The sequence below is a fragment of the Hymenobacter jeollabukensis genome, from assembly GCF_005771675.1.
In the GTDB taxonomy this organism is placed as follows: Bacteria; Bacteroidota; Bacteroidia; order Cytophagales; family Hymenobacteraceae; genus Solirubrum; species Solirubrum jeollabukense.
Genome location: NZ_VAJM01000001.1, coordinates 824,032 through 840,207, shown reverse-complemented (window position 1 = coordinate 840,207; position 16,176 = coordinate 824,032). Strand labels below are relative to the sequence as shown.

General features: G+C 66.5%; 13 protein-coding genes. 11 read left to right on the top strand and 2 right to left on the bottom strand.

Annotated features, from left to right (window positions below; translation table 11 throughout):
• Nucleotides 1-130 precede the first annotated feature (130 nt).
• From FDY95_RS03630 to FDY95_RS03580, 11 genes are all read left to right on the top strand, one after another.
• Nucleotides 131-1,516 carry a HAMP domain-containing sensor histidine kinase gene (locus FDY95_RS03630; RefSeq protein ID WP_138075337.1) on the top strand — a complete coding sequence of 462 codons (1,386 nt, stop codon included), beginning with the start codon at nucleotides 131-133 and terminating at the stop codon, nucleotides 1,514-1,516.
• A gap of 390 nt (nucleotides 1,517-1,906) precedes the next feature.
• A complete protein-coding gene (locus FDY95_RS03625; RefSeq protein ID WP_317129471.1) occupies nucleotides 1,907-3,520 on the top strand; it encodes a SulP family inorganic anion transporter in 1,614 nt (537 codons plus the stop codon).
• Between the two features lie 106 nt (nucleotides 3,521-3,626).
• Entirely contained in the window at nucleotides 3,627-4,433 is an 807-nt protein-coding gene (gene can / locus FDY95_RS03620; protein WP_138075336.1) for a carbonate dehydratase, read from the top strand.
• A 158-nt stretch (nucleotides 4,434-4,591) separates the two neighbouring features.
• On the top strand, nucleotides 4,592-5,635 hold the full coding sequence (locus FDY95_RS03615; protein WP_138075335.1) for a winged helix DNA-binding domain-containing protein: 1,044 nt from the start codon (nucleotides 4,592-4,594) through the stop codon (nucleotides 5,633-5,635).
• A gap of 207 nt (nucleotides 5,636-5,842) precedes the next feature.
• On the top strand, nucleotides 5,843-6,787 hold the full coding sequence (locus tag FDY95_RS03610; RefSeq protein ID WP_138075334.1) for an NAD(P)-dependent alcohol dehydrogenase: 945 nt from the start codon (nucleotides 5,843-5,845) through the stop codon (nucleotides 6,785-6,787).
• A 125-nt stretch (nucleotides 6,788-6,912) separates the two neighbouring features.
• A complete protein-coding gene (locus FDY95_RS03605) occupies nucleotides 6,913-7,482 on the top strand; it encodes a hypothetical protein (RefSeq protein ID WP_138075333.1) in 570 nt (189 codons plus the stop codon).
• A gap of 23 nt (nucleotides 7,483-7,505) precedes the next feature.
• Complete coding sequence (locus FDY95_RS03600; protein ID WP_138075332.1) at nucleotides 7,506-7,973, top strand: SMI1/KNR4 family protein; 468 nt, start codon at nucleotides 7,506-7,508, stop codon at nucleotides 7,971-7,973.
• A 59-nt stretch (nucleotides 7,974-8,032) separates the two neighbouring features.
• Entirely contained in the window at nucleotides 8,033-10,672 is a 2,640-nt protein-coding gene (locus FDY95_RS03595) for a type IA DNA topoisomerase (RefSeq protein ID WP_246073912.1), read from the top strand.
• 424 nt (nucleotides 10,673-11,096) lie between these two features.
• A complete protein-coding gene (locus tag FDY95_RS03590) occupies nucleotides 11,097-11,429 on the top strand; it encodes a hypothetical protein (RefSeq protein WP_138075331.1) in 333 nt (110 codons plus the stop codon).
• Entirely contained in the window at nucleotides 11,429-12,403 is a 975-nt protein-coding gene (locus tag FDY95_RS03585; RefSeq protein WP_138075330.1) for a hypothetical protein, read from the top strand. The genes FDY95_RS03590 and FDY95_RS03585 overlap by 1 nt, the downstream gene beginning before the upstream one ends.
• Entirely contained in the window at nucleotides 12,384-12,614 is a 231-nt protein-coding gene (locus tag FDY95_RS03580; RefSeq protein WP_138075329.1) for a DUF2905 domain-containing protein, read from the top strand. Before FDY95_RS03585 ends, FDY95_RS03580 begins: the two co-directional genes overlap by 20 nt.
• Here the strand turns inward: FDY95_RS03580 and FDY95_RS03575 are convergent.
• Together FDY95_RS03575 and FDY95_RS03570 are read right to left on the bottom strand one after the other, a co-directional pair.
• Nucleotides 12,611-14,464, bottom strand: a complete 1,854-nt coding sequence (locus FDY95_RS03575) for a prolipoprotein diacylglyceryl transferase family protein (RefSeq protein WP_138075328.1) — start codon at nucleotides 14,462-14,464, stop codon at nucleotides 12,611-12,613. The genes FDY95_RS03580 and FDY95_RS03575 overlap by 4 nt on opposite strands.
• 165 nt (nucleotides 14,465-14,629) lie before the next feature.
• Nucleotides 14,630-16,150: an SDR family oxidoreductase gene (locus FDY95_RS03570; RefSeq protein WP_138075327.1), complete on the bottom strand. Its 1,521-nt coding sequence runs from the start codon at nucleotides 16,148-16,150 to the stop codon at nucleotides 14,630-14,632.
• Nucleotides 16,151-16,176: the final 26 nt, after the last annotated feature.

Below are 16,176 nucleotides of genomic sequence, written 5' to 3'. Positions count from 1 at the left end.
GAGATGGTGAGGTGGTGAACTGGTGAGTGCCGTGCGGCTGGCGTAAGGCTGCGCGGTCTGCGTCAGTTGCGCAGGACCAACCTCCCCAACATCAAACTCACCACCTCACCACCTCACTATCTCACCGCTTATGTCAATTCGTCTGCGGCTGGCGCTGCAGTACGCGGCCATCGTGGCCGTTACGCTGCTGCTGTTTTCGGCGCTGGTGTACGGCTTCACCTACTACTCGCGCAGCCAGTTTTTTGCCGAAACGCTGCGCAGCCGCGCCCGGGTAGTCGGCCACGTGTACTTCGACGGGCAGCACCCGCAGGCCGACGAGCGGCACCGCGCCGCCTACACCCGCTACCTGCGTCAGCTCTACCGCACCCTGCCCGACGAGGAAGTGCGCATTTACGACGCGGCCGGGCGCGTCGTCTTCCGCGAGGGCCAGGCCACCAGCCGGGAGGTGCCGGCCGGCTGGCTGACCACCATTGCCGAGCCGCTGCTGCGCCGCGACGCGGGCTGGCACTACACCCTCGGCCTGCACTACCGCGCCCCCAACGGCGGCCGCTACCTGGTGGCGGCGTGGTCGGTGGATACCGACAGCCAGCGGCAGCTGGGCACCCTGCGCAGCGTGCTGGGCATCGGCCTGCTGGTGTCGATGGTGCTGACGGGCATCGGCGGCTGGGTATTTGCCGGGCAGGCGCTGAGCCCCATGCGCCGGGCCGTGCAGGAAATGGGCAGCATCACGGCCTCCGATATGCACCGCCGCCTTTCCGGGGCCGAGGGCCAGGACGAGGTGTCGCAGCTGGCGCGCACCTTTAATAGCCTGCTCGACCGCCTCGAAACGGCCTTCGCCGGGCAGCGCACCTTCGTGCGCGACGCCTCGCACGAGCTGCGCACCCCGCTCACGGTGCTCATCGGCGAGCTGGAAGTGGCCCTGCTGCAGCCGCGCACCGCCGAGGGCTACCAGCAGGTGCTGCGCAACACCCTCGACGCGGCCCGCCTGCTCAAGGACCTCGCCAACGGCCTGCTGCAGATTGCCCGCGCCTCCGACGACCCTTCGCAGGTGCCGCTGAAGCCCCTGCACATGGACGAGCTGCTGCTGCAGGCCCACGAGGAGCTGCAGCGCCGCCACCCCACCTGCCGCATCGACCTAGACTTTCACCTGCCGCCCGAAGCCCCCGACGCCCTGGTACGCGGCAACGAGGCGCTGCTGCTCTCGGCCGTGCTCAACATCCTCGAAAACGCCTGCAAATTCTCCCGCGGGGCCGAGCACCCCATCATGGCGACCCTGCGCGCCCGCCCCGGCCGGGTGCTGCTGGAAGTGCAGGACCGCGGCGTAGGCATGAGCGAGGCCGACCGGCAGCAGGTGTTCGTGCCCTTCTTCCGCGCCGACAACGCCCGCGGCGTGCCTGGCCACGGCATCGGCCTGCCGCTCACCCACAAGATTATGGAGCTGCACCACGGTGCCATTCACGTCGAAAGCCAGCTGGGCGAAGGCACCCGCGTAGTGCTGGAGCTGCCGCGGGCCTGATGGAATGACGCAGTAAAATAGCCGGTCATCCTGAGCAGAGCGAAGGATCTTCCTCGCACCTTGCACGAACTGCTAAGCGCAGCCGCCAACGCCCAATCGTCAGGACGTGGTGGCTGCGCTTATAACATGCGTCTGCGCGTTGCTGGCAGCGGCGGGGTAGGATGCGAGGAATGTCCTTGGCTACGCCGTCCTGCGGTTCGGCTACGCCTCAGGATGACGTTCTGGTTTCTGCGGCTACCGTTACTCACCCCATCACGCTTTTAATCACCTTTTAATACCCTTTTAACGGGAGCTTAAGACGGGTGAGGAACCTTTGGGCTTAGGATCGGGAAGTGCGTCTAGCTTGCAGCGTCGCAAGCGGTAATGACCCGGTTTTGGTTGATCCGCCCTATGGAAGCATTCAAAATCGTTCCGGACCCGAAGCCGCACATGACGGCCAACGCCCCGCAACCGCGGCGCCTGGGTTCTACCCTAGGCAAGGACCTGCCGGCCGGGCTGGTGGTGTTTTTGGTGGCGCTGCCGCTGTGCTTGGGCATTTCGCTGGCTTCGGGCGCTCCGCTGCTTTCGGGCCTGATTGCGGGCATCATTGGCGGGCTGGTGGTAAGCTGGATCAGCGGCTCGCAGCTGAGCGTGAGCGGCCCCGCCGCCGGTCTGACGACCATCGTGCTGGGCGGCATTCAGAAAATGGGCAGTTACGAGGCCTTCCTGGTGGCCGTAGTGCTGGCCGGGGTAATGCAGTTCGCGCTGGGCCTGCTCAAGGCCGGCGTTATCGGCATGTACTTCCCCACTTCCGTCATCCGCGGAATGCTGGCCGCTATCGGCATTATTCTACTGATGAAGCAGATACCGCACTTCTTGGGCGGGCGCGAAGACTTTTTCAAGGACTTGGACCTGTTCGAGTCGGAGTTCGTGGGGACGCTGGACAAGATTCAGCGCGCCGCCTCCAAGCTGCAGCCCGGGGCCATGCTCATCGGCCTGATTTCGCTGTCGGTGCTGCTGATCTGGGAGCAGCCGTTTATCAAGCGCGTGCCCGTGCTCAAGCTGCTGCCCGGGGCGCTGGTGGTGGTGCTGGCGGCTATCGGCATCAACGAGCTGCTGGGGGCGCTGCGCCCCGAGTGGCAGGTGCAAACCGCCCACCTCGTGAACCTGCCGAGCATCAGCAGCCTCGACGATCTGAGCAAGGTGCTACGCTTCCCCGACTGGTCGGTGCTCACCAAGGGCCCGGGCGTGTACCTACTGGCCGCCACCATTGCGGCGGTAGCCTCGCTGGAAACGCTGCTGAGCGTGGAAGCCGTCGACAAGCTCGACCCGCAGAAGCGCCGCACGCCCACCAGCCGCGAGCTGCTGGCTCAGGGTGCCGGCAACTCCCTCTCGGGCCTGCTGGGCGGGCTGCCGCTGACGGCCGTCATCGTGCGCTCCTCGGCCAACGTGGGCGCCGGGGCCCAGTCGCGCCTCTCGGCCTTCATCCACGGCGTGCTGCTGCTGCTGGCGGTGCTCTTCCTCGACGACGTGCTCAACCTGATTCCGCTCTCGGCCCTGGCCGCGGTGCTGCTGCTGGTGGGCTACAAGCTCACCAAGCCGGCCCTGTACTCGGGCCAGTGGCGCCTGGGCGCGGCGCAGTTCGTGCCCTTCGTGGTGACGGTGGTAGCCATTTTGGCCTCCGACCTGCTCAAGGGCGTGGGCGTGGGCCTGGCCGTGGCCGCTTTCTTCATCCTGAAGGCCAACGCCGAGTCGGCGCTGTTTTTCCACTACGAGCCTGATCATCTGCCCGGTACCGTGCACGTGAAGCTCTCCGAGCACGTAACCTTCCTCAACAAAGCCGCCATTACCACTACCCTAGACCGCTTTCAGCCCGGAACACGCGTAATTTTGGACGGCTCCGATTCCGTCACCATTGATTACGATGTGCTCGAAGCCATCGAAAACTTCCGCCAAAGCGCCGCCGACCGCGGCGTGCAACTGGAGCTGCGCAGCATTCCGCAAGTGCAGCTGGCGGGCCACTAAGGTCGGCTACCGACCGAACGGCTGCGTAGAAGTTCAACGACATTCATTCTGGTTTCACTGCTGAACATCTGCTGCCATGGCCATTCCCAAGAACACCCCTCCCCACATGCAACGAATTCTCGAAGGCAACCGCCGCTGGGTGAAAGACCAACTGGCGAAAGACCCCGAATACTTCGAAAAACTCTCGCTGGGCCAGAAACCCCGCTACCTCTTCATCGGCTGCTCCGACTCGCGTGTGCCCGGCTCGGGCATCACCGGCACCGGCCCGGGCGAAATGTTCACCCACCGCAACATCGCCAACCTGGTGGTGCATACTGACATGAACCTGCTGTCGGTGCTGCAGTACGCGGTGGAAGTGCTGGAAGTGGAGGTTATCATGGTAGTGGGCCACTACGGCTGCGGTGGCGTGGCTGCGGCGGCTTCCAACAACCAGTACGGCCTCATCGACAACTGGCTGACCAACATTCGCGACGTCATCCGGCTGCACGAAACCGAGCTGCTGCGCATCAAGGACGACGAGGAGCGCCTGCGCCGCCTGGTCGAGCTGAACGTCATCGAGCAGGTGCGCAACCTGGCCAAGACCACCATTATCCAGAACGCCCGCAAGCGCCAGAACCCACCCAAGCTGCACGGCTTGGTGTACGACATCCGCGAGGGCCTGCTGAAAGACCTGGAGGTGAGCACCGAAGACCTAAACGAGTTCCAGCACATCTACCAGCGCGACAAGGCCGTGCTGACCGCTGGCACCCAGGTCTTGCTGGAAAAGCTGCAGCAGGAAGACAACGGGCACCAGGCGCCGGCCGCGCAGCCGGAGGAAAACCACCCGTTGGCACCGGAAATGTCGGAAGAAGAACAGGCCGAGGAAGCTGTGAACCTCAACAGCGCGGCCAAACAGAGCGGGCGGCGCGGTTAAGCGCCGGCCCAACAACAGTGCAGGTGTGGGTTGATAGCTCACCCACCCAGCCCGAAAACCTCCGTCGCCCTTGGCACGGAGGTTTTTTTGTGTCCAGAGGCGCCGGAGGGTCGCTTGGGCCGTCGTATGTTGCGGCCCGTCCTCGCCGCCATCCTGCTATGTCGCCCGCCGAACTGCTTCGTCTGCGCCTGCTGCACCAGCAGCTGCGCGCCCCCACCTGCGCCGAACCGGCAGATATGCCCGCGCATTTCGGGGCTATGCAGGCCCAGGATTACGCGCAGAGCCTGTGGGCCGTGGGCGTGCGGCTGCCCGGCAACCCGGCCCCGGCCGTGGAGCAGGCCCTGACCTCCGGCCGCCTCGTGCGTACCTGGCTGCTGCGCGGCACCCTGCACCTGGCCGCAGCCGCCGACGTGCGCTGGCTGCTGACGCTGCTGGCCCCGAGGCTGATTGCGGGCAGCGCGGCCGTGTACCGGGCCCGCGAGCTGGACGCGGAGACGATCAGCCGCAGCCTGCGGGTGCTGGAGCAGGCGCTGAGTGGCCAGCCGCCCCAGCCACGCCGTGCCCTGGCCGCCGCCCTGCAGCAGGCCGGCATCCGCACCGATGAGCAGCGCCTCTACAGCCTGCTGCACCGCGCCGTGCTGGCCCAGCTCATCAGTCCCGCCGGGCGGCAGGGGGCCGAGCCCACCTACGCCCTGGCCGATGACTGGCTGCCGCCCTGCGTACCCTTCACTGGCCCCGAGGCTGTGGCCGAGCTGGTCCGCCGCTACTTCCAGAGCCACGGCCCGGCCACGCTGGCCGATTTTGCGGGCTGGGCCGGACTGCCGCTGGGCCTCGCCCGCCAGGGCCTGGAAGCAGTGCGGCCCGGGCTGGTAAGCGTCGAGGCCGAGGGGCAGACGTATTGGCTGCCCGAGCCGCCCGCGGCCGAAGCGCCCGGGCCGGCGGCCTACCTGCTGCCCGGTTTCGACGAGTACCTGCTGGCCTACAAAAACCGGGAGCTGTTGCTCGACCCGGCCCGCACCCGGCAGGTGCTGACCGTCAACGGCATCTTCCGGCCGATTATCGTGGTCGACGGGCGGGTGGTGGGCACCTGGCGCTGGGCCGGGGAGCGGGTAGAGCTGGCGCCGTTCGGAGCCCTGCCGGCCCAAGCCGCCGCGCCGTTGGCGGAAGCCGAGCAGCGGCTTGCGCGGTTCTGGCAACCTTGAAAGCAGCTCCGGCGCCGGGCGTTATGGGCTGCTGAACGTATTTCGGCAGGGAGAATAGCGGCCGATGATGGTTGTGCGTACTGCCAGCTATAGCTGTTCTCACGTCCGTGTATCATCCTTTTTTCCAACGACCGGTCGGCAGGCTTTGGGCCGGCTGACCGGTGCGGACACGAACCCGGGAACTGCTCTAACTCCTCGTTCCCGCCCATGAAAGCCATTTACTACCTCGAATACGGCTCCGCCGACGTGCTGCGGTACGGCGAGCAGCCCACGCCCGAGCCCCGGGCCGACGAGCTGCTGCTGCGCGTACACGCCAGCAGCATCAACCCCGTCGACTGGAAAATCCGGCGCGGCGAGTTGAAGCTGGTGTCGGGCTTCGGCTTTCCGCAGATTCCGGGGCGCGACGTGGCCGGCGTGGTGGAGCGGGTGGGGGCGGCGGTCCAGGAGTTCCGGCCCGGCGACCGGGTGTTCGGCATGGTCGACAGCCTGGGCGGGGCCAATGCCGAATACGTGGTGCTGCCCGCCCGCGTGGCCGCCGCGCTGCCCCCGAATCTGAGCTTCGAGCAGGCCGCCGCGTTGCCGCTGGCCGGCCTCACCGCCCTGCAGGCCCTGCGCGACAAGGGCGCGCTGCGGGCCGGGGAGCGGGTGCTCATCAACGGGGCGTCGGGCGGGGTAGGTACGCTGGCCGTGCAGCTAGCCCGCCTGCTGGGCGCGGGCTCCGTGGTGGCCACCTGCGGCGCCCGCAACGTAGGGCTGGTGCGCGGCCTCGGTGCCGATGAAGTCATCGACTACGCCGCGCACGACTTCACCCAGGACCACGGCCGCTACGACCTGATTTTCGACGCCGTGGCCCACAGCAGCTACCGCCAAAGCAAGGCCGCCCTGCGCTCTGGTGGCCGCTACGTCACCACCGTGCCCAACCCCAAAGACCTGGCCCTGGGCCTGCCGCTGAGCGTGTTTTCCGACAAAAAGCTGCGCATCGTGGTGACCAAGGACCGCGGCCCGGATATGCGGCAGCTGGCTCAATGGCTGGGCCTGGGCCGGCTCCGCCCCGTCATCGACACTGCCTTTCCGCTGGCCGATACCGCCGCCGCGCACCGCTACAGCGAGCAAGGCCACGCAGCCGGCAAAATCGTGCTGACGGTGGCCTGAGACGGCCGCGAAAAGTCAGACGCGGGCGTAAGCTGTTGGGAGCGAAGCGGGGTTGGTGGTTATCTTCCGGCTCGCATCCGTCGCCGGGCGGTGCGCTTTGGCCTTCGATTTCTCGTTCTGATTTGATGAAGCGGCTCCCAGCCTTCGTGTTTCTGTTCGTTTCCACCGCGGGCTTCGGCCAAAGTCTGGCTGCCTCCGGCACCGAAACCACCGGCTGGGCCTTGTTCCGCAGCTACGCCCCGCTGCTGGCGGTGCTCATCCCGCTGGTGACCTACCTCACGGCCCAGTACAAGGACTGGCGCTCGGCCCAGGGCACGCTGAACAAAGCCTTCCAGGGCGAAAACGACGCGGTGGTGTACATGACCCACAAGGTGCAGCACAACGAGTGGAAGCGCCGCATGAAGCGCGCCCCCGGCTTCCGCCGCGAGGTCATCACGGCCCTGTGCCTGGCCTGGTCGGTGCAGCGGCTCGACTATATCAAGGCCCTGATTTTCGACGCCCTGCTGTGCGTGGGCCAGCAGGGCTACGCCGACGAAACCCAGTTCGTGCTCGACAAGCTGCTGCGCCAGTACCAGCAGTACCACGAACGGTTCGAGGCGGCCGAGTTTTCGGGCGTCATCGGGAGCATGGAACAGCTGAAAGTGGCCCTGGCGGCGGGGGAGGCCGAACGGGCCCCAAAAAACCAACGCGTTTAGAATTACAACTGATTCTAAACGCTATGATTACGCTACAGGCTATTATCGACAAGCTGCGCGCCAACCAGCACCGGCTGGGCATCGAGCTGAATCCGCCAGCTCCTGAAGCGGCTATTCAGCAGCTGGAGCAGGCTCTGGGCCGCCCGCTGCCGCCCGACATTGCGGCGTTCTACCGCTACTGCAACGGGTTTGAATGCGTCCAGGACTTTCTGTTCAAAATCAACCCCATTGACTGGATCCTGGAGTTCAGCGGCCAGTTGGCAGCGCAGCGGTTCGAGGTGGCCGATTACCTGATTTCCTCCGACGTGTGGGAAGTGGTGCTCGACCCAACTGACTTGGCCCGGTACCGCATCATCAACGCCAACCACGGGATGGAAGCTGAGGTGACGCTGACCGATTCCTTGTACGCCTTCATCAGCCGCTACCTCGATGGAGAGGGTTATCTGGATTTGTACCAGTGGTACGAACAGGTAAAGCAGCAACTGCCGTAGCCCGGGCCGGCGAAAAGTGCAACTTCCCCCGCCCGCCCCGACTTTTTCTCCGGTTATCTTTGTTGATTCAACGCGCCGCTGATGCCCCCGCCGTCAGCGCCGCCGGAATCATCAGCGGGAAGCTGCCAGTAGTGAAAGTCTGCATTGCCGAGAAGCCCAGCGTCGCCCGCGAAATTGCCAACGTGCTCGGCGCCCGCCTGCGCATGGACGGCTACTTCGAGGGCAACGGCTACCAGGTCACCTGGACGTTCGGGCACTTCTGTACTCTCAAGGAGCCCCAGGACTACCATCCCGAGTGGAAGCGCTGGAGCATCCACGACCTGCCCATGCTGCCCGAGCAGTTCGGCATCAAGCTGATGGAGGACGACGGGGTGCGCAAGCAGTTTGCCACCATCAAGCGCCTGCTGGCCGACGCGGAAGAGGTTATCAACTGCGGCGACGCCGGGCAGGAAGGGGAGGTGATTCAGCGCTGGGTGCTCACCGAGGCCAAGTACCGCAAGCCCTTCAAGCGCCTCTGGATTTCGTCCCTGACCGAAGAAGCCATCCGCCAGGGCTTCGCCAACCTGCGCGACGGCAAGGAATTCGACCGCCTGTACATGGCCGGCAAGAGCCGCGCCATCGGCGACTGGCTGCTGGGGCTGAACGCCACCCGCTTGTTCACGCTGAAATACGCCCAGGGCCGGGGCCAGGTGCTCAGCCTGGGCCGGGTGCAGACGCCCACGCTGGCTTTGCTGGTCGACCGCTACCACGAGATTCAGAACTTCAAGCCGGAGCCGTACTGGGTGTTGCGCACCGAGTACCGCGGCACCATGTTCAGCCACGTGGCGCCGCCCAAGAAGGGCAAGGCCGAGGACGACGAGCCGGACGAAAAGGCCCGCCTGAAGGCCCGCGGCTATTTCGTGAGCCAGGAAGAGGCCGATAAGGCCATGGAAGCGGTGAAGGATGTGCCGCTGGTCATTACCGGCGTCGAAATCAAAAAGGCGCTGGAGTCGCCGCCCTCGCTCTTCGACCTGACCTCGCTGCAGGTGCAGTGCAACAACCAGCTGGGCCTCTCGGCCGAGGATACCCTCAAAACCGTGCAGGCGCTCTACGAGAAGAAGGTGGTCAGCTACCCGCGCGTCGACACCACCTTCCTGCCCGACGACCAGTACGCTAAGATTCCGGGCATTCTGCAGGGCATCAGCGGGCCGTACCACAGCCTGGTGCAGCCGCTGCTGGGGCAGAAAATCCGCAAGTCCACCAAGGTCTTCAACAACAACAAAGTCACCGACCACCACGCCATCATCCCCACCGGCAACGCGCCCGGCGGGCTGAGCACCTGGGAGTCGAACGTGTACGACATCATCGTGCGCCGCTTCCTGGCCGCGTTTTACCCCGACTGCGAAGTCTCCAATACGACGGTAACGGCGGCGGCGGCCGGCTACCCCTTCCGGGTGCGCGGCCGGCAGATTCTGAGCCCCGGTTGGCGCATCGTCTACGGCGACCCGACGCAGCAGCAGGCCCCGAGCACCGCCAAAGCCGGCGAGGGCGACGACGACGTGGTGAATACCGTGCTGCCCAGCTTCGTGAAGGACGAATCGGGCCCGCACAAGCCCCGGCTGGACCAGAAAGTAACCCAGCCCCCGCGCGAGTACACCGAGGCCATGCTGCTGCGCGGCATGGAAACCGCCGGCCGCAACGTAGACGACGAGGAGCTGCGCCTGGCCATGAAGGAAAACGGCATCGGCCGGCCCAGCACCCGCGCCGCCATCATCGAAACGCTGTTCAAGCGCGGCTACATCCAGCGGGAGAAAAAGCGCATCGTGCCCACGCCGACCGGCGTCGAGCTGATCGGCCTGATTCGCAACCCCACCCTGAAATCGGCCGAGCTGACCGGGCAGTGGGAGCGGAAGCTGCGCCAGATCGAGGCCGGCAACCTGGAGTCCGACCAGTTTCTGGCCGAGCTGAAGACGCTGGTGCAGGAAATGGTGTTGGAGGTGAAGCAGGACCGCGCCCGCATGGTGGCCCTGCCACCCACCGCCACCGACGCGGCGGCGGCCGCGGCCAAAAACGGCGGCAGCAAAGCCCCGGCGAAGTCGGCCGCCAAGCCTGCCGCCCCGGCTGCCGGGGCCGCGCCCGGCCCTGAAGGCGCCCTCGGGAGCTGCCCGGCCTGCGGCAAGGGTCACGTCCTGAAGGGTAAAACCGCTTTCGGCTGCTCGCGTTGGAAGGAGGGTTGCAAATTCCGACTACCGTTGGTATTCGAGGGCAAGAAGTTCACCGACAAGCAGCTCACGGCCCTGTTCACGAAGGGCCGCACGCCCGTCATCAAGGGCTTCGTCGACGACGTGGGCCAGAAGTTCGACGCGGCCATCGGGCTGAACGCCCGGCACGAGCCGGAGCTGCTGCGCGCCGCCGAAAGCAAGCCCGCCGCCGACGATAAGCCCCAGCAGATTCCCTGCCCGGTGTGTCGCCTGGGCACCATGCTCAAGGGCAAAACCGCCTGGGGCTGCTCCCGCTTCCGCGAGGACTGCCAGTTCCGGGTGCCCCTGGAGCTCTGCGGCCGGCAGCTCACCGACGCCCAGGTGGCCAAGCTGCTGCGCCGCGGCAAATCCGACGTCATCCGCGGCTTCACCTCCCAGCGCACCGGCCAGAAGTTCGAGGCCGCGCTGGAAGTCACGGCCGAGGGCGAGGTGAAGTTCGTGTTCGAGAAGAAGGCGTGAGCAGCTTGCGGTAATGAGCAAACTATTGTGTGACTGTGGCCACGTCATCGTTGACCAGACGGATAATCTGCCTTACAAAGCTGATTTGATTCCGGATCAGCATCAGGAGAACTTGTATGCGCAACTTCCGAATGCGCTGGCCGGGCTGGTAAAGGCTACGCAGGAAGGTCGAAGAACTGATTGAATTCGCCGGAACTTCAGCGACGATTACCCTACTAATCTGAGGGATGAAAGCCTGATTGCTGATCTTATAAGCCGGTACTATCTGAATTGCTTCCGCCGGATGTATCAGTGCGAGGCTTGCGGGCGGCTCTTGGTTCAGATTAGCGGGTTAAATCGGTATGCGTCGTTCTTACCCGAAAGCAAGGAAGGACGCAACATACTCGCTGTACAGAGCAAATTCCCGCGCCTTGATATTTAAAGCATGGCCAAGAGACCCACCAAACGCCGCCCGGCCCCCACGCCTGCCCCGGTCCCAGAAATTCAGCCCGCCGCCCTGTTCCGCGCCCGGCTGCTGGGCTACCTCGTGGGCCTGCTGCCGCTGCTGGCGTTGCTGCTGATGTTCCGGCAGGTGCTGCCCAGCAACGTGGCGCTGGCGGTGGTGTTCATCGGCTTCATGGCCTCGGTGTGGCTGCAACAGCGCGTCCGGCAGCGCTACCCGTACGATTTCAGCCGCCGCGCCGAGTGGTGGGCGCTGGGTGCGTACACGGTGATTGTAGTGGCGGTGACGGTGGCGTTTTTGTCGCTGGTGCGCTGATGCGGCGCCGTACCCTGCGGCTGCTGGCGGGGCTGCTGGTCCTCGGTGGCCACCGGCCGGCCGCCGCGCAGGCCAGCCGCCTCGACTCCATCCGCACCGACGATGCCGTGCTGGCCCTGATCCGGCCGCTGGGCTGGGAATATGCCGCCGCCGTGCTGGGCGACTCGGCCGTCAGCGCGTACCGTCCGTACCGCAATACCCGTTTTGCCGTGCGTGGCGGCCAGACGTGGTGCAAGGCTGATTTTGACGGCAACGGGCGCACTGATTTGCTGGTGCTGGCCCGGCGGGCGGATATTCCGCTGGTGTTCTGCGTGCTGGATATGGGCGGTAGCCGCCTGCGGGCGGTGCGTAGCTTTTACAACGCCGTCCACCGCCGCCAGCCCACGGCCCAGGTCGTGTACCGGCGCGGGCAGGCGCTGCTACGCTACACCGATTTTGCCCGCCGCCGGGGAAGCAACGGTCGCTTGCGCAACCGGCACACCCAGCTGCTGGCCTACACGTACGGCGCGTTTCTGCCCGTGCAGCGCCGTCCAACGCGGCACCGCATCGAGGCTATTCGCCTGACCTGGAAGCTGACTTATCACGACCACGAAGAACTCGATCTGCGCATCGAACCAGATGACCGGGCTTACCTGCAAACGACGGAATACCCGGTGCTAGCACCTCAACAGATCAGCCGGCAGGCCCTGACGACGCAGCTCGACAGCGCCTGCCGGGCCGATATGGCCGGTTTGCTGAATTACGTGCGTTTCAGTCGCTGCCGCAACCAGTATGACGGGGGCGACCTGAACCATCATCCTCGCGTCGAGCTGACGATAACCTACGACGGTGGGCGCACGAAAACCATTCGGGATGCCAACGGTGAGGGCACGCCGGGCCTGGAATACGTGTACACGTACTTGGTAGGGCTGCGCCGTAGCCAACGCTGGCAGCCCACCACCGCTTCTGACGACCATGTCGCCCCACCTCGGTAAGCGCCTCGTCGTGCTGGGCCTCGACCTGGCCGTGCCCGGCGCCGTTATCTGGCGGAGCGGCAGCAGCTGGCTCAGCTGGTTCGGCCGCCTGCCTGGCGACATCCGGGTGGAGCGGCCGGGCTTTCGATTCTACGCCCCGCTGATGTCCATGCTGCTGGTGAGCTTGGCGCTAAGCGCGGTGCTCTGGCTGATTCGGCGGCTGGGTGGCTAGCGGCCGCCCCCCAGCGGCAGGGCGTAGCGCAGCTGGCCGTTGAGCTGGTAGTGGCGGCCGAAGTCAGTGGCGGCGTAGGGCTCCAGCAGCAGGCCGGTGCGGCCCAGCCGAAGCTGCCCGCTGACAAAGCCCATTACCGGCTGCGGGTAGTGACTGGCAAAGGCCAGGCCCGCCAGCAGGTGGCCGCCGTCGGTGGCGCCCAGGCCCGAGCCCACCCCTAGGCGGTACATGTAGTTGCCCAGGGCCAGCGGCCCCGTCCCAAAATCCATTTGCAGATAAGCCACGCGGCGTACCCCGGTCCACAGCGACGCTTCGGGCAGCACTTGCAGTGGGCGCGACCTGCCGGAGCTGGCCTCGCGCCGTATGGCATTATCAGAGTACCCTAGCTGCCCGATGTGCAACCCGGTCCGAAAGCCGATTCCCCAGTCGCCGCCGTCGGGGTAACGGTATTCTAGGTAGGGATTGATGTCCCAGAGCCGGCGGTGCAGCACATAATCCGGATTGCCAGTGACGAATGGTCCATTGGGGTCCAATTGCCTGATGCCGATATCTTCGGAGCCTCGCCACACGCCCACACCCAGCGCCCGGAAAGCCCGGCGAGGGTTCTGCACCGTGTATTCGACGGTGCCGCCCGCCACCCGGTAGCGGTGGTAATAGGCTGTGCGCGAGGAGTTTACGCTGCAGCCCGATTCCGTGTGTTGCTGGTCGTATGCTCCCCCGACCCCGCCCACGCCCAGCGTTAGGTAGCGGCGCACCGTCGCTGAATCGGCCGGGGCCGGCGCCTGGTTGGTAAACAGCAGCACCACCGACGCCAGCCCCAGCGGCAAGCTCAGGCGGTGCGGGCCGGCTTCGGCGCGGCTGCGCAGTAGGGCAACGGCTTCGGTCAGGAGCACCACCGTCAGGCCGGCTTTTATCACCAGCACCTCGGGCAGGGTGAAGGCGGCCGGGCCCAGCAGGGCCGTGAGGGCCAGCATGGCCGCCACGCCCAGCAGGATGCGCAGCGAATGATTGGCAGGCACCACGTCCGCCGCCGGGGCCGTGGTCCGCGGCCGGGTGCGCCGCCACCAGCCCCAGCCAAACAGCAGCAGCAGCGGCAGCAGGGTCCATTGCACCTGCTTCAGCGCCACGCCGCCCAGCGTCGTCAGCCCGGCGCCCACCTGCTCGCCGGCCGGGTCGCGCCCGAACTCGATCAGGAAGCGGCCCAGCAGCAGCAGGGCCACCTGCAGCAGCCGCCAGCTGCCGCCCGGCCAGGGCCGGTGGCGCAGCGCCCACAGCAGCCCGCCCACGCCCAGCACCAGTAGCCCCGACAGCGCCTGCGTGGGCAGCACCGGCAGGGAGTGCGCGGCCGTAGCCGGAATCAGCCCGCGCTGCACCTGCGCCAGGTAGGGCAAGGTGTCGGGGGCGTACTGCACGCCCCAGTCGGCCACGTGGCCGAAGCAGCAGCCGGTGAGCAGGCAACCCACGCACTGCACGGCGTAGGCGGCGGCCATGGGCAGGCAAAAGGCATCCAGTGCGTGCCAGCTGTAGCCCAGCCAGCGCCGCAGCGCCAGTCCGGCCAGCGCGCCCCCAATGGCCCCGCCCAGCACCGAGCGTGCCGTGCCGGCCGGCCATTGCCCGTGCTGCCACAGCGCGGCCCAGTCGGTGCCCGGCGCGGCTATGAGCTTGGTGCCCACGATGAAGGCCAGCGTGACGCCGGTGGTCAGCAGCAGCCAGGAGCGCAGCGGGTAGCCGCGCCGGTAGCCCACCCAGAGCAGCAGCGCTTGGTTGAGCAAAAAGGCCAGCACGTAAAACGTGGTGTAATAGTGGTGGCCGACGGGGGAGGGCAGCAGGAAGGCGGAGAAGTGCGGCATAGAGGCGGGAAATAGCGGGGCCGCCTACCCGGAAGCAGCTGCGGAAAGTACGACTGGGCGCGCCGAAAGCACCCGCAATGTCAGTCAGCATCTGACGCGTCCGGAGCGGCGGTATTGCGGGTAATGTATTGATTTGTAAAGAATAAATGTCGGAATAAATAGACTTTACGCGGCCCCCTGCGCGGCCCCCTGCGCGGCGGGCTTCGGCGACGAGCCGGCTGCTGGCGTGGCCCCGGCGGAGGGGTACTGCCCGATGTTCTCAATCATGCCCCGGAAGATGACGAAGTGGAAGGGCACCAGCGCGTACCAGTACAGCCGCCCGGCCAGCCCCCGGGGCCGAAACGCGGCCAGCTGCTCCAAGGTGTGCGAGCCGTCGGCGTTGTCGAGGATGCGGAACTGCAGCCAGGCCTCGCCGGGCAGCTTCATTTCGGCGTAGAGCAGCAGGCGCCGCCCGGCGCGGTCGGCCACCAGCACCCGCCAGAAGTCCAGCGGGTCGCCGGGGCGCAGGTCGGTGGGGGAGCGGCGGCCCCGGCGCAGGCCCACGCCGCCCGCCAGCTTGTCGAGCACGCCGCGCACCCGCCAGAGCCAGTCCACCTTGTACCAGCCGCGCTGCCCGCCGATGCGCCAGACGTTGTCGAGCACCTCCGCGGGCGGGCGGGTGAAGCGCAGCGTCTGCCGGTCGAAAAACATGCCCTGCTGCGGAATCTGCAGGTAATCCATGTAGTTGTCGGCGGCCACGCCGCTGCTGGCCGCGTCCTTCCAGCTGCTCACCACCTCGTTCTGCTCGATGCGCTGAAACGCCAGCGCCAGGGCCTCGGGGTAGCTCATGCAGTGGTGGGGCAGCACCCGCGCGATACTGCGCTGCGGATCCACTATGGTGTCGTTGCGCAGGGAGTCGACCAAACTCTGGGCCAGCGAAAACGAGGTGCGCGTGACCAGAAACAACCACCACGACGACAGCCGCGGCGTGAGCACCGGCACCGTGACGATGTAGCGCCGGAAGCCGCGCTGCCGGGCCAGGCCCTCCAGCATCTGCCGGTAAGTCAGCACGTCGGGCCCGCCGATGTCGAAGGCCTGGCCCAGGCAGCCGGGGTGGCCGAGCACCGCCGTGAGGTAGTGCATCACGTCGCGCACGCCGATTGGTTGGCAGCGCGAGTTCAGCCAGCGCGGCCCCACCATCACCGGCAGCTTTTCCACCAGGTCGCGGATGATTTCAAAGGAGGCCGAGCCCGAGCCGATGACGATGCTGGCCCGCAGCACCGTGAGCCGGGCCCGGGCGGCGCCGCGCAGCTCCTCTTCCACTCCCTGCCGGGAGCGAAGGTGCTCCGAGAGGTGCGCGTCGTTGACGATGCCCGAGAGGTAAATCACCTGCTGCACCGTGGTCTGGTCGAGGTACTGCACGAAGTTGCGCGCCGATTCCTGCTCCACGCGGGCAAAGTCGCGGCCATTGGTGCTCATGCTGTGTACCAGGTAATACGCCGCGTCGAAATCGGTGGGGAGCTGCCGCAGCGTATCGGGCTGGCGCAGATCGGCCGCTACCACCCGCACCCGCTCCCGCAGCGGCGCCGGCAGCTCGAAGCGGCGCGGGTCGCGCACCAGGCAGGTCACGTCGTGGCCGGCCGTGACCAGCAGCGGCAGCAGGCGCTGGCCGATGTAGCCGGTGGCGCCGGTGAGCAGGATGCGCATATAGGGGCAAAAAAGCAGATGGTAGG